Genomic DNA, 20506 nt, shown 5'->3' on the forward strand with positions numbered 1-20506 from the left:
GCCCACCGGGCCGCGACACGACGACAGGAGGCGATCCCGATGGCGCAGTACCTGATGTCCGTTCTCCACGACGCTACCGACCTGGCCACCGACGGCGAGATGGCCGCGATCGACGCCTTCAACGAGCGCCTCAGGGCCGACGGTCACTGGCTTTTCGCCGGCGGACTCGCGTCACCCGGCACCGCCACGGTCGTCGACAGTCGGGACGGGGAGGCCGTGTTCACCGACGGGCCCTACCTGGAATCGAAAGAGCACATCGCCGGCCTCTGGATCATCGAGGCCCCCGATCTCGACGTGGCGTTGCGGCTGGCCGGCCAGGCGTCGAAGCACTGCAACCGCAGGATCGAACTCCGGCCGTTCCGGTAACGATGGCCGACGTCGACGAGGTGATCACCCGGGTCCACCGCCAGGAATGGGCCCGGGTGGTGGCGACCCTCGCCAGGCGCATCGGGGACCTCGACATCGCCGAGGAGATGACCGCGGAAGCGTTCGCGACCGCCGTCGAGCGCTGGCCGGTCGACGGCGTCCCTCCGAAACCCGGCGCGTGGCTCACCACCACCGCCCACCGTAAGGCCATCGACCGGCTCCGGCGCGAGGCCAGGCGCGAGGAGAAGCACCAGGAGGCGCTGATGCTGTCCGACACCACTGAGCCGCTCGGCGCCATCGACGACGACCGGCTCCGCCTCGTCTTCACCTGCTGCCACCCCGCGCTGGCGATGGAGGCACGGATCGCCCTCACCCTGCGAATGGTCGGCGGGCTCACCGTTCCCGAGATCGCCCGCGCCTTCCTGGTCCAGGAGGCCGCCGTGAGCCGGCGGATCACCCGCGCCAAGGTGAAGATCAGGGCTGCGAGGATCCCCTACCGGGTCCCGCTGCGCGAGGACCTCCCGGCCCGGGTCACCGGGGTGCTCGCCGTCCTCTACCTGATCTTCAATGAGGGCTACCTCTCCTCGAACCCCGAGAAGGAGGCGGTCCGCGGCGACCTCACCGCCGAGGCGATCCGGCTGACCCGGCTGGTCAGTGCCCTGATGCCGGCGGACGGCGAGGTCACCGGGCTGCTGGCGCTGATGCTCCTGACCGAGGCCCGCCGCGCCGCGCGGGTGTCGGCGGGCGGTGAACTCGTCACCCTTGGCGAACAGGACCGCGGCGCGTGGGACCGCGAACTGATCGCCGAGGGCCACGCCCTGGTTCGTCGACGTCTCGCCTCCGGCGAGGCGCCGGGGCGTTACCAGCTACTCGCCGCGATAAACGCGGTGCACACCGACGCCCGTGACGTCCGTGACACCGACTGGTCACAGGTCGTCGCGCTCTACGACCACCTGGCCCGTCTCGACCCTTCCCCGATCGTGCGGCTCAATCGGGCGGTCGCGGTCGCCGAGATCGACGGCCCAGAGGTCGCGCTGGCGGAGGTGGACCGCCTGCCGCTCGAGGGCTACCACGCCTACCACGCCACCCGCGCCGAACTGCTGCGCAGGCTGGGCCGAAGCGAAGCGTCGAGGATGGCGTACGAGCGGGCCATCGAACTGGCCGGGAACACGGCGGAGACGGCATACCTCATCCGGCGCCGCGACCAGCTTGTCGGACGATGAACCGCCCCGCCATGCTCACACTCAGTCCTCGCTCTGGGGCGGCGCACCCTTCCAACTGAAGATCCACTCGATGTCGTCCTCGTCCGGCAACGGCTCCGTCCCGGTGATGCTCAGCGCCACCCGTTCCGCCGTCTCCCGATCGATCGGCTCATACCGGTCCAGGTTCCGGTAGTCGTTCAAGAACTCGATTGCTGTCCGAGGCGCATACTGCCAGGCCTGCTGGATATGACTCCAGATCAAGGCGTCACCGGTCCGCGGATCTCTCGCGATGACGCCTGCCGGCGGACCGCTACCTACCTCATCCCAATAGAGCACGTAGTAGCTGTACGTCATCGTCTCCCCATTGCCTGGCGACATCCTGGCTGACCGGCAGGTCTTCGGCCGTCAGCCCGAACTCGGCGACCACCTCGTTGAACTGCCAGCCATTGTCCGCCAACCACCTCCGATACTGCTGCCACGCAGCCGGATTCTTCAGCGCCCACTTGGCCAGGCTCGTGTCTTTCGGCTCCCACCGGTCGGCAACTCCTGGCGGCACGAGGTCGACCAGTCCGAGTTGCTGGTTCACCCGCAACATACTCAGCAACGCGTGCACCTGACGGATGGGCGACTCGGCCGGATCTCGAAAGACCTCATAGAAGTCATGGGTGAGCTTGTTTGCCCGCCAGGACACGGCCGTCGGCAGTTGGAGTTCCCACAGACCGTGCCGCTCGGACCGCACGGTGAGGTTCAACCCGTGGTACCGGTTGCCCGCCTGCCAAAAGTTCTTGGGCTTCCCGTCGATCAAATATTGCCTCGCCTGCAGTTCGTTCATCACCGCGTCCACTGTTAGCAGGTAGCTCTCCCCGCCCGGCAGTTCCAGCGAGAATCGGATGATGTCGTTGACCCGCCTGAGGAATTCTTCTGGACCGAGCAGATTGCCCTCGAGCTGATACTTGCGCTCCAGCGACTCGACGGTCTTGACCCTGTTCTCCTCGCCCCTGAGCACTATCGCCTCCGGTAGCGCGAGTCGTCGGGTGATGACCCGACCAATCTCAGCAAGGTCAGCGGCAATCGCCCCCACAGCGGCGTGGCCGGAGTCGATCGCGTTTGACAGCAGGTCTCGCTCGCTGTTGCGAATCTCGGCCCTGGTCGCCGGCTCGTCCGGCTTTCCCAGAACGACCGGCGGCCGTTCCGCGCCGAACAGCTTCCCGGGCAGCAGGCTCCGCTGCTCGGCGGCGCGGAATACGGCCATCTCGCCGAAGGTCCGGGCGACCGTCCCACGCGCGAACCGGATCCGGCCCTCGTCTCCGCCGACAACCCACGATCCGTCGGCCAGTTCCCGGATGTCGACAGCGAGCGCGTGCCGCTCCCGACGGTCCCGCGGCCATTCGTCGGGCCAGTCGTCCAGTCGCTCGCCGGGGCCGTGCACGACCATCGGCACCCTGTCGAGCCCGGCGTCCCGGGCAGCCCGCAGTCGCCGGTTGTCCAGGCTGGACACAGAGCCGTCGCCCCAGCGCACCCCGTGCATCGGCTGACCCCGCCAACCGCCGTCCCGCATGGCCCGGGCGAGATCCGGTGCCGGGATACCGTCGCCGGTCCGCGGGCTCACGCTGCGCTGGGTGAACCGCAAGCGCTCAGGGGGCAGCAGCGCGGTGCGCCGCAGCGACCGTTCGAGACGTTGTCGCTGGTCGGGCGACAACTCTGCGGGATCGAGTCCCAGGTCACGGAGGGTCGCGCGACCGATGTCGAGCGCGGCCCACTCCTCCGGATCCGGGTCGCGGAACATCTGTCCGGGGCGGTTCGTCGGACCGCCCGTGGCCGATGCGGACGCGCCTGGAGCGGCTGTCCCAGGATCCTCCCGGACCTGTCGTTGCCACTGCTCTCGCTGCCAGGCGCCGGCCTCGTTCAGGTGCTCGTCGACGGCCGCCCGGTCCGCCGCCGCGGCCTCGCGCTCGATGACAGCCGCCCGTTCGGCGGTGTCCGCCGTGCGGTGGTGGTGACCGGCGCGGACCCGGGCTGCCTCAGCCTCCGCGGCATGCTGGGCCGCCCGGGTCCGGTAGTGCTGGGCCGCCTCCCGGTACGCCTCGGCCTGCTGACGGTACGACTCGGCCAGGCGCGGGTCACGGTGGGCGGAAACGGCGGCTGCCTGCCGGAATTCGTCGACCGCCGCGTCGTACGTTCGAGCGTGGTTCCACGCGACAGCGCCGTGCTCCTCGTGGTCAACCGCCGACCGTTCGTGTGCGGCGGCGGACTGCCGGGACTGTTCCGCCTGCCGCGAATGCCGCGCCGCCTGCTCGTCACGCCGATCCGCCGTCGACAGACGTCGCTGAACGGCCCGATGGTGGCTCGCCGCCGAACGAGCCGCCTCGGCCAGTCGACGGTGATGACCGGCTCGGGCCTCCGCCTGCCGCCGTATCGGGTCATCGGCCGCGCGTCGCGCCGCCTCTCCCGCGTACCGCTCGGCCTCCCGTTGGTAAGCGTCGGCTCTACGTTCGTACCCGTGTGCGGCCTCAGCACAGGATTCGGCCCGCCGCTTCTCGAACAGCCCCGCCTGGCTGCGGTGCCGCGCCGCGGCCAGCTCCGCCTGTTGGGCCGTGCGCGCGTACTCCTGGCGGCGTACCTCATGATCGTTGGCGAGGTTGGCGAGTTCCTGACTTCGGGTCTGGGCCTCGCGGCGCTGGTCCTCATGTCCCCGGGCCCCGGCACGCAGCTGCTGCGCCTCCTGGTAAAGGTGCTGGGCTGTCCCCTCGTGCCAGGCGGTTCGCGCCGCGTGCCCCTGCTCCACGGCATCCCGGCGGTCGCCGGTCTGGTCCGTGGCTGCGGCGTGCTGTGCGGCCGCCCGCTCGGCGCGGTCGGCAGCCGCCCACGCGGCGTCCCGCCTGTCCCGGTGTACGGCTTCCTGCTCGATCGCGGCCCGCGCCCGCTGCCGCAGCGACTCCGCACGCGCCGCGTGGTCTCGCTCGGCCCGCCGTGCCTCGATCGCCTCCCCCTCGTAGGCCACGGCCCGGTCGTGTTCGGCGCGCATGGAATGGTGGCTGATGGCGGTGCTCGCGGCGGCCCGCACTTCCGGGGGTTGCTGGGACAGATACTCCGGGGTCAGGGGGCGCTCGTTCCAACCGCCTGGTGGCAGGTCTCCGAACGGCACCGGACGGGCCATGGCGTCGACCACCAACGCGTCCACCGCGACTATCTGGTCGGGACCGTAGATCGGATGGGCCAGCGGCTCGCCGGTGTGCGCGTCGACAAACCGGGTTCCACCGTCCCCGGGTCTCGCTACCACCACCCGGCCCTGCTGGGGATCAATGAAATGGATCGCCCCGTGGTGGTTCACCGCGGCCCAGGCGTGGGATCCGCCGCCGCGCCAGCCCGTGATGATCGAGGCGAATGACCCGTGGCCGCCGGCCAGCAGTTGCCGCTGGAGCCCGGCGAACGCGTCGTCGACCCGCGCGGTCGCGGCGGCCTGCGGCCATCGGGTCAGGTCGCCCGTCAGAGACTGGTAGCGGCCCCCGGTCAGATCCTCGATCCGGCCCGGTCCACCGTCCTCACCCGCCCACGGCTGCCGAGGATCGCCGTTGACGTAGCCGTCGAAGGTCCGCGGTGCGGCCACCGTCGGGCGGCCGTGCACGTACGTGTCGAAGAACGAGGCCACCGCGTCGTTGCAGTTCTGGGTACGGGTCGGATCGGCCTCGATCCCGAACGCGTTCAGTTGGCGCAGCCAGGCCCCCGTCGGATCCGGAGTGCGCTGATAGCCACCCCGCCCGTCGGCGAGCATGCGCTCCAACCGGACCTGGTCGACCTGCAGGACGCGGCGCAGGCCGTGCACCTTGTCGTACGGACGGCTGCGCCAGACGGGTGGCGGCTCGTCCCGGCCGGTCAGTGCCGATGTGGTCGCGGCAGGACGAGTGTCGCCAACGGTAGAGAACCCCCCGTCCACGAGGTTCGCGTACTCCCACTCGCGCAGGTGTTCCTTGGCAGCACGGCGAGTGGTGAAGTCGTCAATGGCCTGCCGCGCCTGCTCGTAACGTTCGTGTGCCTCCGCTGCCCGCCGCTCACTGCTGCGCGCGTCCTCCTCGAGCCGGGTCGCATTGGCCGCAGCCTGATCAGCGTCGCGTTCTAGCCGGTTCACATAGTCAAAGGGTGCGCCCGCCTGACGTCCCTGCGTCCGAACGAGTTGAGCCTGCTCACGAATTGATTGTTCGGCCGAGCGCGCCTGCCATGCTCGGTCCCGCATCAATGCCGACTCGGCCCGGGAAAGTTGCTCCTGAATCGCGTATGAGTCGGCGTCTCGCCTGATTCTTTGAAGCTTGGGGTTGGCCTCGACGGCTTGCCAGAAGGTGTGCTGTGCCTTTCGTAGGTGTCGTTCGTAAGCCTTCCGGTCCGCCTCTTCCCGACGCAGAGTCTCCGGATCGGCGGTCGCCGGCCGGAACAGGTTGCTGACCCGGTCCCAGACCTTGTCGACCAGCCGGCCACGGGTCTCCTCGGCGGCCGGTGCTGCCACCACGGTGTCCGGATCGACCTGTGCGTGCCGCCCCCCGCTGGCGGGCGACTCCGCGTCCCAATCGGACACCTCGGCGTCAGGATCCGGCGGCTCACCCCCCTCCCGTCCACGATGCCAATCCGCATGGTCGGGGGTTACCGCTGGCGAGCCGGTCAGGATCGAGCCTGGCTGGCTCCCTCCTCGCACATCCGGATCAGTTCTTCCTCGCTCGGCAGGTCCGTGCCCAGGTTCTCCCGGGCGATCCGCTCCGCCGTCGGCCGGTCCACCACCTTCTTCCGGTCGGAGTACTGGTCGTCGAAGATCCTGATCGCCGCCATCAACGGGGAGTAGATCCACTCTTTCCTCGGCACGTGCCACACCACCGCCTGCAACGGACCGGTGGTCAGCCGGATCGCCACCAGCCCTGACGGCTGCGCCCCCTCCTCCTTGAGCATCCCGTAGTACTCGAACTTGTCCATGGTCATCTCCCAATCCCAACTTGCTCGCCTGGGGGAAGTCGGCAGTCGTCAGGCCGTGAGCACGAACTACATCGGCGAAGGTGCGACCCGAATCCGTAAGACTCGCGAGGTAAGTCGACCAGATGCCGGGCCGTTCATCGACCCAGCCTTCGAAACTCGTGTCCTTGGGCAGGGGCAACTGGTCCAGGCCTTCTGGCAACCGCCCGGCCAGTCCTCCGTCCCTGTTGAGCCGCAGGATCTCCAGGAAGGCGTCGACTCGGTCGCTTGGCGGGGCGACATCCAGTCGGACGATTTCGTACAGCCGGTGGGTCCGGATACCCACCTCCCACGAGATGTCGGTGGGGAACTGCACCTCCAGCAGGTTTCCGCTCCGGTCCCGTAGGTTGACGTTGAGACCGAGGTACCGGTTGCCCGGCCGCCAAAAGTTCTTGATCGCCCTGTCGCCGGCGAGCCGGTATCCCTGGTCGCGTAACCCGTCGAGCACGTCGCGTACGGTCCGCCCGTAGTCGGCCGGGGAGGTCCGCACGGAGAATCGGACGAGGTCTTTGGTCTCCGCGACGAAGCCGGCGATGTCGGGTGCCTCGTCGACGTACGTACCGACCACCGTTCGGGCGAGCGAGGCCAGTTCTTTCACCCGCTTATCGGTGCCCACCAACGTCGCCCGATCGCCGTTCGGGTCGACCCTGCCGACCACCTGCCGCAGGTGGCTGAGGCTCCGATCCGCTCGCTTCCTGGCAGCGTCGATCGCCCGTTCCAGCTCGGCCCGGTGCACGGGATCGAGGGCGGCGAGGAGTTGTTCCTCCACTTTGCGGGGGTCGAATTCGGGCTCGACGGTCCCGCGCCGGTCGGTCGCCGGGTTGTCCGGCTCGGTTGCCCTTGGCGCGTCGGGTTCGGACGGCCGCTGCCCCGGGACGCGGGGCCGATCCGTCCCGCCGTCCCCGCCGCCGTCCCCGCCGTGCCGGGTGGAGCCGGTGGGAATGCCGCCCGGAGAGCCGCCGCCGGCGAACACGCCGCCCGGCAACATCCCGCCCGGGACCGGCCGATCCGCTCCGGGGTGAGGCTTGACGTCCGGTGGCGCGGTGCTGGTCGACGTGCCGCCGCGCGTCGTCGATTCACCGTCGGGTATCGGGTCGCCGGTCGCGGGACCCCCTGCTCGGGGCGTGACCTGGGTCGCGGGATCGACCCCCGGTTGGCCCCGCAGCTCGGCGAGTTTCGCCGCGATCTCGCCCTGGTCCATCGGACGCCGCACGCCGGTCTCGTCGATGTGGGCGAAATGCCGCTCGATGAACCCGCGCAGCCTGGCACCGTAGCGGTCCAGCGTCTCGGAAGGGGTGTCCAGCGCCCGCTGGACCATCTCCGGGGTGAGCTGCCGGGTCCCGGGCGTCGCCCCGTCCGGGGCGGCGAAGTGGTCGGCCACACCTCGCGCGTACGGCACGATGACCTGCTGTTCGACGCGGGCCTTCCAGTCCCACCACCCGGGTGACTCACGGAGGACCGGGCCGCTCGCCGCCATGGAGGCCGACGGCGTACCAGAGGGGTGGCCGTCGGACCCGTTCGGCGGCGGGCCGGCTCGGTCCGCCAGCTCCGTCGGGGTTGGTCGGGTAGCGGCGTCGACCGTGCCGTCGTCTGTTCCAGATCCGGCGGTACGCGTCGACGCGGTGTCCGGCGACGTCGCCGTACCGGCCGGATCGCCCGGGGTGGTGGCCGGGTCGCCGGCGGGGTCACCACCCGCCGACGGCGGGGCGGCGGTCGGGTCGGCCACTGTCCCGCCGGGATCGCCGCCACGCTGTGCCTGCGCCGGATCCGCCCCGGCCGTGCCCGAGCCACCGGACGAGCTTGGGCTACCGGACGACCCGGCACCACCGGACGAACCTGAGCCACCGCTACCTGGGATGGAGCCACCGCTGCCCGGGGCGGGGCTACCGCCGCTGCCCGGCGAGCCGGCGGCACCTGCCGGCGCGGCGGCCGGAGGCGAGGCCGTGGCCGGAGCCGAAACCGACGCCGTGGCCGGAGCCGCCGTGGCCGGAGCCGGAGCCGGAGCCGAGGCCGTGGCCGGAGCCGCGGCCTGAGCCGGAGCCGGAGTGGACCCTGGGACGCCGGCGGGCGACGTCGCCGGGCCGAGTGGAGTGACCGGGGTGCCGAGCGGTGTCGCCAGCAGGGCTTGGCCGGTGCGGGCGTTCGGCTCGGCGGTCCCGACGTCCTGAGCCGGCGCGGTGCGGCCGTCGCCGAACAGGTTCAGCGCGGCCCGGTCGACGGCCGGGGTTACCATGTCCGGCCGGGCACCCCGGCGACCGCCCGGCTCACTGAGGATCTCGCCGATCAGGGCTGCCGGGGTGACCGCTTCGAGCAGGTTCTCTTTGGTCATTCCGCTGTACAGGTGGTTGCGCTTGGCCCAGTCGTCCAGGCCGGCCTGGTCGAGCCAGCGGTCCCGCTGGTACTGGAACACGTTGTCGACGGCCTGGCCGACGCCGAAGGAGACGGCCTCGGTCACCCGGCTGCGGACGCCGAGACTCAGCGGCCCGCCGATGGCTCCGGCGATGAACGTGTCCACCATCTCGACGCCGAACCGGGTGGCCCATCCCTCCGTGAACGGGTCGTGCCCCTCGGCGGCCTGGATCAGCATGATGCCGCCCTTGATGCCGCCCATGACCTTGACGTATCCGACGCCGCCGCGAACCGCCGCGCTGGCGATGTTGCTGCCGAGGCGCCGGGTGAACTGCCGGAATCCCGCCTTGACGGTCTCCTGCCACAGACGGGTCACGAGGTGTTGGGACAGCCGTTGGATGGTCTGCCGAGCCGTGATCATCGCGATTACGCCGGACACGCCGCCGACTCCGGTCCAGGCCGTGACGATCGCCTGGATCAGGGCAATGATCATCAGAACCAGGGTGGAGACAGCCATCCACTTCATCGACTCGATCTCGAGTGCCTTGGCGTGCACGGTCTGCTGCACGGCATCGAGCACCTCGACCATGTTGGCGGCCTCCTGGAGATGTTCCTGGAGCCGTTGCCGCATGGCCGCCGCCGCGCCGTCGCCCTGCCAGGAGTCCAGGTCACCCAGGTACGCCTCGATCTCGTCGAGGTGGGTCCGGTAGAGTTCGCCCGCCCGCTCGTACGTGTCGGCGAGGTCGTAGATGCGTTGGTGGCGTGCCTCCGGCCACTGGGTCATCGTCTCCAGGAACCAGCCCAGCACGGGGATGTACCGATCGATCTCGACCATGCATTCCCGGATGGCTTCGAGGGCGATGGTGGCGCCGTCCTCGATGACGTTGTCGCCCATGCCCCCCGCCCCTTCGTACCGGACGCCCGCATCGGGCCTACCGGTTCACCTGTGACCGCTCAGCTCACCGGGGACGCCGCGGGCGAGGGCGCCCCGGTCGGCAGGGTTTCGTGGCGGCCGGTCAGTTGTGGTCACGGTCGTACGCGGTCGATGTCGACGGCGCTGTCGATGTCGACAGACTGGTAGCCGGACATCGCCCGAACGGTTCCGTCGCCGACCGAGGTGAGCCGCTCCCCCGCGTGCGTCAGGCCGTCGGCGACCATGCTGGGCAGCGGTTCCTCGCACCCTTCCGGCACCTGGTAATAGCTGCCCTCGAAGGCGGTGCCGTAGCTGTCCGAACCCCACGGCCGTTCGTTGTGGACCGTTTCGATCTCGGATTGGATGCTCCGCGCCTGCGCGCGGAGGGTCTCCGCCATCGCGCGCAGCCTGGCACCGGTCGCACCGATCGTGTCGGGATCGCCGTCGATCTCAATATACGTACCCATGCCCGTCCTCCTTCCGGAACGCGGTCGGCAGCTCGGCGTCGTGCCGGTCCAGCAGCACGTCGAAGTCGGTACGGCCGAGCGAGTCGGTCGTGTCCGTGGGTAGCGCCCGGCGCATGACGTCCCGGACCTGCGCGTTGACATCGTCCACGGCGGCCCGGACGGTCGCCATGATCGCCGCCGACAACGCCTTGGAGTTGGGCGTCCGGTAGATCCGCGGGTCGATGTCGATCTCGACGAGTTGCCCTCGCGGGCCGACCACCGCTTTGATCAGCCGGTCCTCCGACCAGGCGGTCCCGGTGATCTGCAGCATCTCCTGCCGGGTCTGTTCGGCGTTGGCGAGCGTGTGCCGCAGGTCCTCGACCACCCCGCGCAGCGCCGACCACTGCGGACGTTCCATGGGTCCACCTCCCCCACACCCTCACTCACGATAGATGATGCGCGTACACACGGTCATCTCCGCGTCGCGCCGACGGGACTCCGGCTCGCCCGGATCGACCGCACACAGCGGTCCGCGGTGGCGGTCACCCGCTGTCCCGCCGGGAGCACCCCGATCCGCGCAGCAGGTCCGCGACGGCGCCTTCGGACGGGTGCGGCCGGGGTGCCGGCACCGGCGGCGACGGTCCAGGTCCTCGCGACCGGCGTCGGGCGAGGTCCACCGCGTACGCCAGGAGGCCGGGCACCCGGGCACCGCCGATCGAGAAGGCGATCGGTGAGCCCGGGTTGACCGCCAGTCGGCATTCCGGCCCCGGCCAGTCGCGCAGCACGGCGACCAGGTCGACGGTCGTGGTCGGCAGGTCGAGGTCCCGACCGGCCAGGAACTCGGCATGCCGCTCGGGCGAGGTGAAGACCGGTACCAGCGGTACGCCGTCCGCCTCGACCGGCCGGACCGGCACGATCACGCGGGCGGTCACCAGCAGGTCGAGCAGGGCGTTCCCGGCCAGCGCGCCGAGGGCGTCGCGCAGCAACCGCTCGAGGTGGTTGGCCGGCTCGAACCCGGCGAGTTCGGTCGGGTCCGGCACCAACCCGGGCACATCCGACGGCGGCACCAGCACGCCGACCGGCGTGACCGGGTTGATCGCCAGGCCCCAGCCGGCGGGTACGCCACGGCACACCTCGGCGAGGGTGGTCGCCCGCCAACCATCGGCCTCGACAGCGCCGCGCAGGCTGGCTGGTGAGGTGAAGACCGGCAGGTACGGCACGCCGTCGCGGTCCCGGGTCAGCACCCGCTGCCGCGTGGCGGACGTCCCCTCGTCCCGGAAACCCGGCAGGTACAGCGCGGCGGTGGCCACGATGCCCAGGACGGCGGACACGTCACCGGCGTCGACGGCGACCACGAGGCGCTCCTCCACCGCGTTTGTCGGTGCCCACGGGGCGCGAGCGGCGGCTGGATTCGGCTCCGGGCCGTCCGCTCCACCGGAGTGGTCCTCGGTTGCCACCACCGCCCCACCTTCGACAACTCCACGTGACGCGACGAGTACCGCAGGTGGTCATCCTGCCCCGAGCGCGCCGGGCGGGCAACCGGCTGGCGCACCAAACTCGATTGTCCGGGGCGGGGGCGCGTGCCACGGTGGGCCCATGACCTCCGACTACCGGTCGCTGAACCGCGCCAACTGGGACGAACGCGCGCCGGCCCACGCCGCGTCAGCCAGCTACGCCCTCGACCGGTACGTGGCGGACCCGCGACACCTCAGCGACGTGGTGCGGTTCGACCAGCCGCGCCTCGGCGACATCGCCGGGCAGCGCACCGCGCACCTGCAGTGCCACATCGGCACCGACACGTTGTCCCTGCACCGGTTGGGCGCGCGGGTCACCGGCCTGGACTTCTCCGCCGCCTCGTTGGAGCAGGCGCGGCGGTTGGTGGAACGGGCCGGCGGGGAGGTCAACTTCGTCGAGGCGGACGTGTACGACGCCCCGGACGTGCTGGGCCGGGGAGCCTTCGATCTGGTCTACACCGGCATCGGGGCGCTGTGCTGGTTGCCCGACATCCGGCGTTGGGCGGAGGTGGTGGGCGCACTGCTGCGCCCCGGCGGCCGGCTGTTCATCCGGGAGGGCCACCCGATGCTGTGGGCCATCGACGAGACCCGGGAGGACAAGCTCCTGGTGGCTGAGTACCCGTACTTCGAGCGACCGGAGCCGCTGGTCTGGACGGACGGCGGCACCTATGTCGAGACCGACGCGACGTTCCGCCACACCGTGACGCACGAGTGGAACCACGGCCTGGGCGAGATCGTCACGGCGCTGTTCGCCGCGGGCCTCGACCTCACCATGCTGGTCGAGCACGACAGCGCCCCGTGGGACGCGCTGCCGGGCCGGTCGGTCGAGGACGCGAACGGCGAATGGCGGTTGGCGGATCGGCCGTGGCGGTTGCCGCAGACGTACACGTTGCAGGCCCGCAAGCGGGGCTGACGGCCCGGGAGTCGGGACCGCGGATCGTCAGCCGGCCGGGCCGGACCGGCGGGCCGCCCGGTGCGCCGCCACCCGGGTCCGGCTGGCGCAGGTGGCGTCGCAGAAGCGCCGGGCGGGACCGGGTCCGTACCGCAGCACGGCGTGCCCGCAGCCGGTGGCCGGGCAGCGGGCCAGCACCTCGGCGCCGTGCTCGGCGACCAGCAGCGCCAGGCCCATCGCTCCGACCGCCGCCAGCCAGCCGCCCCACGTCGAGCCCGGCGCGTCGACGTGCAGGTGCAGCGGTACGCCGTCATGGCCGGTCAGCCGCGGCCGGGCGGTGCGGGCGAGCAGGTCGTTGAGCCGGCCGGCGATCGTCCGTTCGTTCCCCACGGCGGCGAAGACGGCGGTGAGGGCGGCGCGGGCGTCCCGTGCGTCGGCCAGGTCGACGGTATCGATCGTGACCGGTTCCGGTTCGTCGTGGGCCAGCAGCAGCGCCCGGAGTTGGTCCGGCTCGGTGAGCAGGTCACCGTGCCGGTCGTTGGGCGTGGTGTTGACCAGCGCCACGGTGAGCCGGGCCCACCGGGTCCAGCCGAAGCGCACGTTCGCCGTCACCCTGTTACGGTATCATCCGTGAAACCCGTTACAGCGACCGACCGGCTGGGCCGCCCGGGCGGCTGGCTGCTGGCCACGGCGACCCTGTCCCGGCTCGCCGACGAGGCCGCCGGCGTGGCGGTGGTGCTCGTGGTGATCGCCCGAACCGGCGATCCGCGCCTGGCCGGCCTCGTGCTCTCCGCGTTCGCCCTGCCGACACTGGTGACCGGACCGGTGCTCGGTGCCGTTCTGGACCGGGTCCGCAGCAAGCGCCCGCTGTTCGTGGCGAACCAGGTGGTGCTCGCGGTCGCCCTCGGCGGGATCCTGAGCCTGGCTGGTCGGGCGCCGGGCACGGTGCTGATCGGCCTGGGACTGCTCGCCGGGCTGACCGCCCCGGTGCTCACCGGGGGATACAGCGCCATCGTGCCGCTGGTCGTCCCGCGAGGCGGGCTGCGCCGGGCCAACGCGGCGGATGCCGCCAGCTACAACGTGGCCGGGCTCGGCGGTCCGGCCCTGGTGGCGGCGGTGGCCGGGGCCGCGGGCGCCGACGTCGCCCTCGCCGGCACCGCCGCTCTCGCCGCGCTCGGCATCGTGCTGGTGCTGCGCGCCCCGATGCCCGGTCGCGCCCGCCCGATGGTCCCCGATGGACCGGTGGAGTCGCTGCCCGTCGCCTTCCGCGCGGGGCTGCGGTTGCTCGTCCGGCAGCCGCTGCTGCGTGCCACGACACTGGCGACCACGACGAGCTACGCGTCGTTGGGACTGCTGCCGGTGACGGTGCCGCTGCTCGCGATCCACCTCGGCAGGCCGGCGGCGTACGGCGGCTGGCTGCTGACCGCGCTCGGCGGTGGCGCCCTGGTCGGCACCCTGACCTCCGCCCGGTTGCTCGCGGTCCTGCGGCCGACGACACTCATGACGATCGCGTTCGCCGGATTCGGCGCACTCCTCGCCGGCGTGGCGATGGCGGCGTCCCTGAGCACCGCGATCGCGCTTGTCGCGCTCGCTGGCGTCGCCAGCGGTCCGGTCCTCGCCGCCACCCTCGCCGTCCGGCAACAGTGTGTGCCGGCCGACCGGTATGCCCAGGTCGTCGCCACCGCGGCCAGCCTCAAGATCGGCGGGTACGCGCTCGGCGCCGCGGCCGGTGGTCTGCTGGCCACCCACCTGACCGCCCCGCGACTGCTGCTCGTCGTCGCCGCCGGCCAACTGGTCGCGGTCGCGCTGGTGGCCGTCCGACGACCCGGCCCGCCCCCGCGGGACCCGCTCCCGATGGCCCGGCCCGACGGTAAGCACCCCGAACACGATGGTCGGGCCGGCGCACGGCCGGTCACCGAGCGGGCAGGGTGACCCCGAGCTGGGCCAACAGACCGCCATCGACGTGCACCTCCGTGCCGGTGACAAAGCCAGCCCCCGGTCCGAGCAGGAACGCCACCACCTCGGCCACCTCGGCGGGGCGCGCGACCCGGCCCAGCGGGTGGGTCCGACCCCACTCCTGGATGATCTCGTCCGCCGGTCGGCCCCCGCTGAACCGCTCCGCGGCCCAGCGCAGCATCGGGGTGTCCACCGAGCCGGGACAGACGGCGTTGACCCGGACGCCCTCCGCGGCATGGTCCACCGCCATCGCGCGGACCAGGGACAGCAGCCCGCCCTTGCTCGCCGCGTACGCCGCCACGTCGCGCTGCGCCGCGTGCGCCTGCACCGACGCCACCACGACCACCGATCCGCCACCGCGCCCGCGCAGCAGCGGTACGGCGTGGTGGCAGGCGAGATAGGTGCCACGCAGGTTGACCCCGATCACCTCGTCGAACAGCTCCGGCGTGGTGTCGACGACCGTGCCGTACCGTTGGATTCCCGCCGCACAGACCAGCCCGTCGATTCCCCCGTGCTCCCGGCCGATCCGGTCAGCCAGATCGGCGAGCGCTCGGTCGTCGGTCACGTCGGCGGGCACCGGTTCGATCCGGCCGCCGTCCGCCGCGACCTCGGCGGCCAGCCGGTCCAGCGCGTCCGCGTCCCGGTCCACGGCGATCACGGTGGCCTCGGCGGCGAGCCGGCGGACGACGGCGCCGCCGATCCCCGCGCCCCCACCGGTCACCAGCACCACCCGCGCCGTGTTCGCCATGTGCCCACCCTATGGGCCCGCCTCCCGGTGGTGGCGCAGCCGCGAGCAGAAGATGGGCACCCAGGTGAGTGCGGCACCGGCCGCGCCCACCCAGAGCGCGGTACGGACCGTGGTCAGCTCGCCGAGCAGGCCGGCCACCGCGGACCCGAGCGCCAGCGCTCCGGTGAGCAGGAACCGGAAGGTGGCGTTCATCCGCCCGAGCATCGCGTCCGGAGTGGACCGTTGCCGAAGGCTCACACCGACCACGTTGCCGATCCCGGTCCGCCAGGCGATGGCGAGCCAGGCCACGCCGGCCAGCCACAGCCGCGGGCCAGTGCCGGCGGCCATCGGGATCAGGGCACCGAGCGGCGCCACCACGGCGCCGGGCACCCACAACGCCCTGCCCAGCCCGATCCGGTCGGCCAGGGGGCGGGCGGTCAGCGCGCCGAGCAGCGCGCCCACCCCACCGACCCCGAAGAACACGCCCAGGGCCGTCGCGTCCAGGCCGAGATCGCGGAGGAACAGCACCGGAATCATGATCGTCATCATCTGCACGGTGAGATTGATCATGCCGGTGGACAGGGCGAGTGGGCGCAACAGGGGATGGCCGCTCACATGGCGGACCCCGGCGCCCAACTGCCCGGCGAAACCCCCGGCGGCGTGTGGTCGGGCCGGCGGCGCGGCCGTGGGTCGGATCAGCCCCAGCAGCCCGGCGGCGGCCAGGTGGGTCAGCGCGTTCAGCACCACCGCGACCGGCGCGCCGATGGCCTGGACGAGGAAACCGCCCAGCCCCCGGCCGGCGATCTGGACGGTCGCGGCCGTGCCCATCAACAGCGAGTTCGCCGCCACCAGTCGGTCCCTACCGACCACCGACGGGAGGTAGCTCTGCGCCGCGACGTCGAAGAACACCGTGCCCACCCCGGCGAGCAGCACCACGGCGTACAACTGGCCGATGGTCAGCAGACCCATCCACCAGGCCACCGGCACCGACGCGAAGAGCACGGCCCGCGCCAGGTCGGCGAGAACCATGGTGATCCGGTGGGAGGCGCGATCCACCCAGACGCCGGCCGGCAGTCCCAGCACCAGGAACGCGGCGGTGCTCAGCACGCCGAGCAAGCCCACCTGACCCGGTGTGGCATCCAGCACCGACACCGCGAGCACCGGTACCGCGAGGTAGCTGACCTGGATGCCGACCGTGTCGACCAGACCGGCGGCGTACAGGATGGAGAAGGAACGGGACCAGCGGGCCGGGCGTACCGATTCGGTGGTGGTGGCCGTCATACGGGTCACGCTGCCGGGGCCGTAGGGTCGGGTCGACGTTTTTGATCCTGGTCGAATCCACCGGAGGTCGCGGGTGTTGCGGGTCGGGCTGGGCACGCGGGACCTGGCGAACATCAGGTTCGCGACGTCGCCGTTGTGGGAGGTGGTCGCCAGCGTGCGGGTCGCCAAGTCGCCCCGGTCGTTCCCGGAACACCTGTCCTGGAGCAGCCGGGCACGGTCCCGACTCGCGGGCGTCCAGTGGCAGCTGCTCGCGGACCTGGTCGCCATGCCCACGAAAGTCATTCCGTCCTTTCTCTGCCCGCCGCCGACCTCGCCCCGGCCCACCCTGGACGAGGAGCTCGCCGCGCTTCCCACGGCCACCGCGCCCGACGCGGTCCGAACCTGTCTGGCCCGCCTGGGCGAGCCCGCCACACCCCGGGTGGCCGCGCTGCTGGCCGACCCGGAGACGGGACTGGCTCGGCTCGGCCAGGAGATCCGCGGATACTTCGACGCTACGATCGCCCCCTACTGGTCGCGGATGCTGACCCTGCTGGACCGGCAGGTTCTGGTCGGAAGCGAGCGCATCGCCGCGACCGGACTGGCCGGGCTGCTCAACCAGCTGAGTCCGCACGTTTCCCTGGACGGCGAGACCCTGCGGGTGAACCACCTGCACGCCGCCGGCGACATCCGGCTGGACGGCCGTGGACTGCTCCTCGTGCCGTCGATCTTCGCCGGACCGCGGGTCTTCTCCAACCTGGGTAGTTCCCGCCAGCCCACCCTGCGGTACCCGGTGGGCGGGACCGCCGTGCTGTGGGAACGTCCCGATCGGGCCGTCGGCCGGTCCCTGGGTCGGGTGCTCGGCCGTACCCGGGCGAGGTTGCTGCACGAACTGGCCGTGCCGGCCTCGACCACCGATCTGGCGACCCGCTGCGGCCTGGCGGCCGGCACGGTGTCGTTGCACCTCACCGCGCTGCGCGACGCCGGGTTGGTGAGTTCCCATCGGTCCGGCCGCTACCTGCTGTACGCGCGGACCAGCGCGGCCGAGGCGATGCTCGCCGGCGCCGGTGCCACCAGCGACGTACCGTCGGCATCGGCGCATGATCGCGGATGTCGGGTTTCGGCAGGGCGTTGAACGGGTCGGACCGCTCACGTCATGCTGTGGGGCGATTCGAACCCGACGATCGGAGGGGCCGAGGATGACCTCGCCTTCGCGTGACCTGGAAGAGCCGGACGGGGGCCCCACGGCTGACCACGAGCTCACGGCCGAGGGGGATTCCTGTCGGGATCACGCGTATGGCGCGCCTCCGCCCGAGGACGAGCCCGACATGTGGATCGGGCCAGGACCCGCCGTCCAACCGGAGCGCGATGACGTCGCGCGGGCCGACGACGGCGATTTCCAGATCTACGGGAAGGACGAATGACCCGGTCCGGCGGCTCACCGTCGACTCCGGAGAAGCTGGGCTGGAGCGGCACCGTCCGGATGCCGGATTTGTGGGATCCGCTCACCTCGCCGGACACCGCGGTGACGTTCAGCAAACTCGTTCGGGCGCGTCACCACCGGTCGGACCCCGATCTGCGGGCCGAGGCGGAGGCGGCCAGGGTCGCCCTGTGGCGCGAGTTCGTGGCCCAGCACGGGCGGGTCGTCGACAGCTTCTACTGCGGCAACCTCGTCGGCGGCTGCGCGATGACCGAACAGATCACGCACGCGGGACGGCGGACCGCGGTCACCCGCACACTGCACCCGGTGCTCAACTCGTCCGTGCCGGAGTTCACCGCGCTGGAGGCGACCTGCAACGAACTCGTCGCCGACGCCAACGCCGGCCTGGGCCGCAGCCAGTCGCGCGAGTTGGCCGTGGTCACCGACGGCGTCTTCTCGGCGATGACCCGGGTGCTCCGGGCGGCGGACGAGTGGGCCGCGACGCCGCCCAAGGACGAGCAGTACCTCGCCGACCGGCTGCGCGCCGCCACCGAGGAGGTGGCCCAGGCGAAGCGGCGGGTACGGGCGGCGGTGCGGCGGGAGGCGAGCTTCATCTACCTCCAGGGCGTCCTCGGCGGAGCGGTCCTCACCCTGCTGCTCTGCGTCCTGCTCGGGGTGGCGAACACCCGCTACTGGCCCACCACGGTCGACCCGGGCCCGTTCGTCGGCGCCCTCGTCTTCGGTCTGCTGGGCGCGGTGACCAGTGTGTTCCAGCGCATCTCGGGCGACGAGGTGGTGTTGACGTTCACACCGTCCCGGCTCCGGATGCTCGCCCTCGGCGCCCTGCGACCCGTCGTCGGGGCGACATTCGGCGCCGTGGCCCATTTCGGCCTCGTGGGTGGCGTCCTCGGCGCCACCGCGAGCAGTGCCGGGGTCACCGCGGCCGTCGGTCTCTCCGCGATCGCCGGCTTCGCCGCCGGGTTCAGCGAGCGCTTCGCGACCGACGTGGTCCGGCGGACCAACCCGCCGCCGAACGGCACGCCGTAGGGGTCCCGCACCGTGTCGGGTCCGGGTCATACTCCGACAATGGTGGAACTCATCGCGTTCGTCGGAGTGTCGCTGATCGTCATCTGCACGCCGGGGCCGGACACGGCGCTGACCGTCCGGAACGCGCTGGCCGGTGGGCGTCGGAGCGGGGTCTGGACGGCGGCGGGAGTCGCCACCGGGCAGGCGGTGTGGACGGTCGCGGCGAGTCTGGGCATCGCCAGCCTGATCCAGGCGTCGGAACCGGTGTTCCTCACGATGAAGTATCTCGGCGCGGCGTACCTGATCTATCTGGGCATCCAGTCGCTGCTGGCGGCGCGACGGGCGGGACCCGCGGGCCTGGCCGCCGCAGGCCCGGCCGTCGACCGTACCCGGGGCCGGTCGCTGAGCCAGGGCCTCATCAACGACCTGGCGAACCCGAAGATGGCGGCGTTCTTCCTGAGCCTGCTTCCCCAGTTCGCGCCGGCCGACCAGCGCGCGCTGCCGGTCATGCTCGGCCTGGGTCTGCTGTTCAGCCTGCTGACCTTCGCCTGGCTGTCGCTCTACAGCCTTGCCATCGACAGGCTGCGGGCGCTGTTCACCCGGTCCCGGGTGCGGCGGACGCTCGACGCGATCGCCGGCTCGGTCCTGATCGCGTTCGGTGCCCGGCTGGCGCTCACCCGGACCTGAGGGGAGCCACCGCCGGCCTGACGGGCCCGCCGGCCTGACGGGCCCGCCGGCCTGACAGGACCCCGCCGGCCTGACAGGACCCCGCCTGGCCGTCAGCGGTCGGAAACCGCGAGCCGCAGGCCGAGTCCGATGAGGACGGCGCCGCTCACCGCCTCCAGCCGACGTCGGATTGCCGGCCGACGGAACCACGACCCTGCCCGGCCGACCGCCGCCGCGAGGATGAGGTAGAACGCCACCTCGATCGCCACCTGCACCACGGCCAGCAGCGCCGTCGTGGCGAACAGCGGCCGATCGGCCGGCACGAACTGCGGGTAGAAAGCAATCATGAAGACGGCTGCCTTCGGGTTGGCGAGCATCACCACGGCTCCCTCGCCGAACGAACGCCACCAGCCGCGCCGGCTCACGGTGTCGGTGGCGGGCGGTGCCGCCGGACCGGCACCCCGGTCCCGCCACGCGCCCCGCCAAGCCCGGACACCGAGGTAGACCAGGAACGCCGCCCCGGCGAGACGCAGCACGACGTACGCGACCTGGGAGGCGGCGACCAGCGCGGCCAGCCCCGCGCCGGCGAACAACGCCCACAGGTAGAGGCCGGCTTCCAGGCCCAGCACCGTCGGCACCGCCCCGCGGAACCCGGCCAGCGCCGCGCGCCGGAAGATCAGGGCCATCGCCGGGCCGGGTGACGCGGAGATCAGCAACACCGCGATCGAGAAGGCCGGCAGCGTCGTGACAAGGTCCATGCCGGCATCCTCCTGCCGGAGC

The 20506-nt window shown here is 71.8% G+C and carries 16 protein-coding genes; 7 read left to right on the forward strand and 9 right to left on the reverse strand.

The window, feature by feature from the left end; translation table 11 throughout:
• Positions 1-39: 39 nt before the first annotated feature.
• Positions 40-366, forward strand: a complete 327-nt coding sequence (locus ACFQUZ_RS16390; RefSeq protein WP_377442955.1) for a YciI family protein — start codon at positions 40-42, stop codon at positions 364-366.
• 2 nt (positions 367-368) lie between these two features.
• The gene (locus ACFQUZ_RS16395; protein ID WP_377442957.1) at positions 369-1589 is read left to right on the forward strand and encodes an RNA polymerase sigma factor; all 1221 of its coding nucleotides are present in this window, start codon (positions 369-371) and stop codon (positions 1587-1589) included.
• A 21-nt stretch (positions 1590-1610) separates the two neighbouring features.
• On the opposite strand, the gene ACFQUZ_RS16400 is transcribed toward ACFQUZ_RS16395, so the two are convergent.
• The 5 genes from ACFQUZ_RS16400 to ACFQUZ_RS16420 form a co-directional block, all read right to left on the reverse strand.
• Entirely contained in the window at positions 1611-1922 is a 312-nt protein-coding gene (locus tag ACFQUZ_RS16400; protein WP_377442959.1) for a hypothetical protein, read from the reverse strand.
• Positions 1888-9804: a toxin glutamine deamidase domain-containing protein gene (locus ACFQUZ_RS16405; RefSeq protein ID WP_377442960.1), complete on the reverse strand. Its 7917-nt coding sequence runs from the start codon at positions 9802-9804 to the stop codon at positions 1888-1890. The genes ACFQUZ_RS16400 and ACFQUZ_RS16405 overlap by 35 nt, the downstream gene beginning before the upstream one ends.
• A 131-nt stretch (positions 9805-9935) precedes the next feature.
• Entirely contained in the window at positions 9936-10289 is a 354-nt protein-coding gene (locus ACFQUZ_RS16410; protein WP_377442962.1) for a hypothetical protein, read from the reverse strand.
• Positions 10273-10686: a YbaB/EbfC family nucleoid-associated protein gene (locus ACFQUZ_RS16415; protein ID WP_377442964.1), complete on the reverse strand. Its 414-nt coding sequence runs from the start codon at positions 10684-10686 to the stop codon at positions 10273-10275. Before ACFQUZ_RS16415 ends, ACFQUZ_RS16410 begins: the two co-directional genes overlap by 17 nt.
• A 124-nt stretch (positions 10687-10810) precedes the next feature.
• Positions 10811-11728 (reverse strand): SseB family protein, encoded by a 918-nt coding sequence (locus tag ACFQUZ_RS16420; protein WP_377442966.1) that lies wholly within the window; start codon positions 11726-11728, stop codon positions 10811-10813.
• A gap of 136 nt (positions 11729-11864) precedes the next feature.
• Here ACFQUZ_RS16420 and ACFQUZ_RS16425 point away from each other — a divergent pair, with 136 nt between their 5' ends.
• The gene (locus tag ACFQUZ_RS16425; RefSeq protein ID WP_377442968.1) at positions 11865-12695 is read left to right on the forward strand and encodes a class I SAM-dependent methyltransferase; all 831 of its coding nucleotides are present in this window, start codon (positions 11865-11867) and stop codon (positions 12693-12695) included.
• Between the two features lie 27 nt (positions 12696-12722).
• On the opposite strand, the gene ACFQUZ_RS16430 is transcribed toward ACFQUZ_RS16425, so the two are convergent.
• Positions 12723-13286 carry a CGNR zinc finger domain-containing protein gene (locus ACFQUZ_RS16430; RefSeq protein ID WP_377442970.1) on the reverse strand — a complete coding sequence of 188 codons (564 nt, stop codon included), beginning with the start codon at positions 13284-13286 and terminating at the stop codon, positions 12723-12725.
• Between the two features lie 18 nt (positions 13287-13304).
• On the opposite strand from ACFQUZ_RS16430, the gene ACFQUZ_RS16435 reads away from it, so the two are divergent.
• Positions 13305-14606, forward strand: a complete 1302-nt coding sequence (locus ACFQUZ_RS16435) for an MFS transporter (protein ID WP_377442972.1) — start codon at positions 13305-13307, stop codon at positions 14604-14606.
• Here ACFQUZ_RS16435 and ACFQUZ_RS16440 read toward each other — a convergent pair.
• Together ACFQUZ_RS16440 and ACFQUZ_RS16445 are read right to left on the reverse strand one after the other, a co-directional pair.
• Positions 14587-15378, reverse strand: coding sequence for an SDR family NAD(P)-dependent oxidoreductase (locus ACFQUZ_RS16440; protein ID WP_377442974.1), 792 nt, complete (start codon positions 15376-15378; stop codon positions 14587-14589). The two genes, ACFQUZ_RS16435 and ACFQUZ_RS16440, sit on opposite strands and share 20 nt — an antisense overlap.
• A 9-nt stretch (positions 15379-15387) precedes the next feature.
• On the reverse strand, positions 15388-16638 hold the full coding sequence (locus tag ACFQUZ_RS16445; protein WP_377442976.1) for an MFS transporter: 1251 nt from the start codon (positions 16636-16638) through the stop codon (positions 15388-15390).
• 73 nt (positions 16639-16711) lie between these two features.
• Here ACFQUZ_RS16445 and ACFQUZ_RS16450 point away from each other — a divergent pair, with 73 nt between their 5' ends.
• From ACFQUZ_RS16450 to ACFQUZ_RS16460, 3 genes are all read left to right on the forward strand, one after another.
• On the forward strand, positions 16712-17749 hold the full coding sequence (locus ACFQUZ_RS16450) for a DUF5937 family protein (RefSeq protein ID WP_377442978.1): 1038 nt from the start codon (positions 16712-16714) through the stop codon (positions 17747-17749).
• A gap of 285 nt (positions 17750-18034) precedes the next feature.
• Positions 18035-19081: a hypothetical protein gene (locus tag ACFQUZ_RS16455; RefSeq protein ID WP_377442980.1), complete on the forward strand. Its 1047-nt coding sequence runs from the start codon at positions 18035-18037 to the stop codon at positions 19079-19081.
• A 39-nt stretch (positions 19082-19120) separates the two neighbouring features.
• Entirely contained in the window at positions 19121-19747 is a 627-nt protein-coding gene (locus tag ACFQUZ_RS16460; protein ID WP_377442982.1) for a LysE family translocator, read from the forward strand.
• Between the two features lie 92 nt (positions 19748-19839).
• Here ACFQUZ_RS16460 and ACFQUZ_RS16465 read toward each other — a convergent pair whose 3' ends face one another.
• On the reverse strand, positions 19840-20484 hold the full coding sequence (locus tag ACFQUZ_RS16465; protein WP_377442984.1) for a LysE family translocator: 645 nt from the start codon (positions 20482-20484) through the stop codon (positions 19840-19842).
• Positions 20485-20506: the final 22 nt, after the last annotated feature.

Origin of the sequence: Plantactinospora sp. GCM10030261, assembly GCF_042666615.1 — a bacterium.
GTDB lineage: Bacteria > Actinomycetota > Actinomycetes > Mycobacteriales > Micromonosporaceae > KBS50.

What these genes read in the sequence shown, in the direction of transcription:
- ACFQUZ_RS16390 (WP_377442955.1), top strand. Translation starts at nt 40, where the DNA reads ATGGCGCAGTACCTGATGTCCGTTCTCCACGACGCTACCGACCTGGCC.
- ACFQUZ_RS16395 (WP_377442957.1), top strand. Translation starts at nt 369, where the DNA reads ATGGCCGACGTCGACGAGGTGATCACCCGGGTCCACCGCCAGGAATGG.
- ACFQUZ_RS16400 (WP_377442959.1), bottom strand. Translation starts at nt 1,922, where the DNA reads ATGACGTACAGCTACTACGTGCTCTATTGGGATGAGGTAGGTAGCGGT.
- ACFQUZ_RS16405 (WP_377442960.1), bottom strand. Translation starts at nt 9,804, where the DNA reads ATGGGCGACAACGTCATCGAGGACGGCGCCACCATCGCCCTCGAAGCC.
- ACFQUZ_RS16410 (WP_377442962.1), bottom strand. Translation starts at nt 10,289, where the DNA reads ATGGGTACGTATATTGAGATCGACGGCGATCCCGACACGATCGGTGCG.
- ACFQUZ_RS16415 (WP_377442964.1), bottom strand. Translation starts at nt 10,686, where the DNA reads ATGGAACGTCCGCAGTGGTCGGCGCTGCGCGGGGTGGTCGAGGACCTG.
- ACFQUZ_RS16425 (WP_377442968.1), top strand. Translation starts at nt 11,865, where the DNA reads ATGACCTCCGACTACCGGTCGCTGAACCGCGCCAACTGGGACGAACGC.
- ACFQUZ_RS16440 (WP_377442974.1), bottom strand. Translation starts at nt 15,378, where the DNA reads ATGGCGAACACGGCGCGGGTGGTGCTGGTGACCGGTGGGGGCGCGGGG.
- ACFQUZ_RS16445 (WP_377442976.1), bottom strand. Translation starts at nt 16,638, where the DNA reads ATGACGGCCACCACCACCGAATCGGTACGCCCGGCCCGCTGGTCCCGT.
- ACFQUZ_RS16455 (WP_377442980.1), top strand. Translation starts at nt 18,035, where the DNA reads ATGACCCGGTCCGGCGGCTCACCGTCGACTCCGGAGAAGCTGGGCTGG.
- ACFQUZ_RS16460 (WP_377442982.1), top strand. Translation starts at nt 19,121, where the DNA reads ATGGTGGAACTCATCGCGTTCGTCGGAGTGTCGCTGATCGTCATCTGC.
- ACFQUZ_RS16465 (WP_377442984.1), bottom strand. Translation starts at nt 20,484, where the DNA reads ATGGACCTTGTCACGACGCTGCCGGCCTTCTCGATCGCGGTGTTGCTG.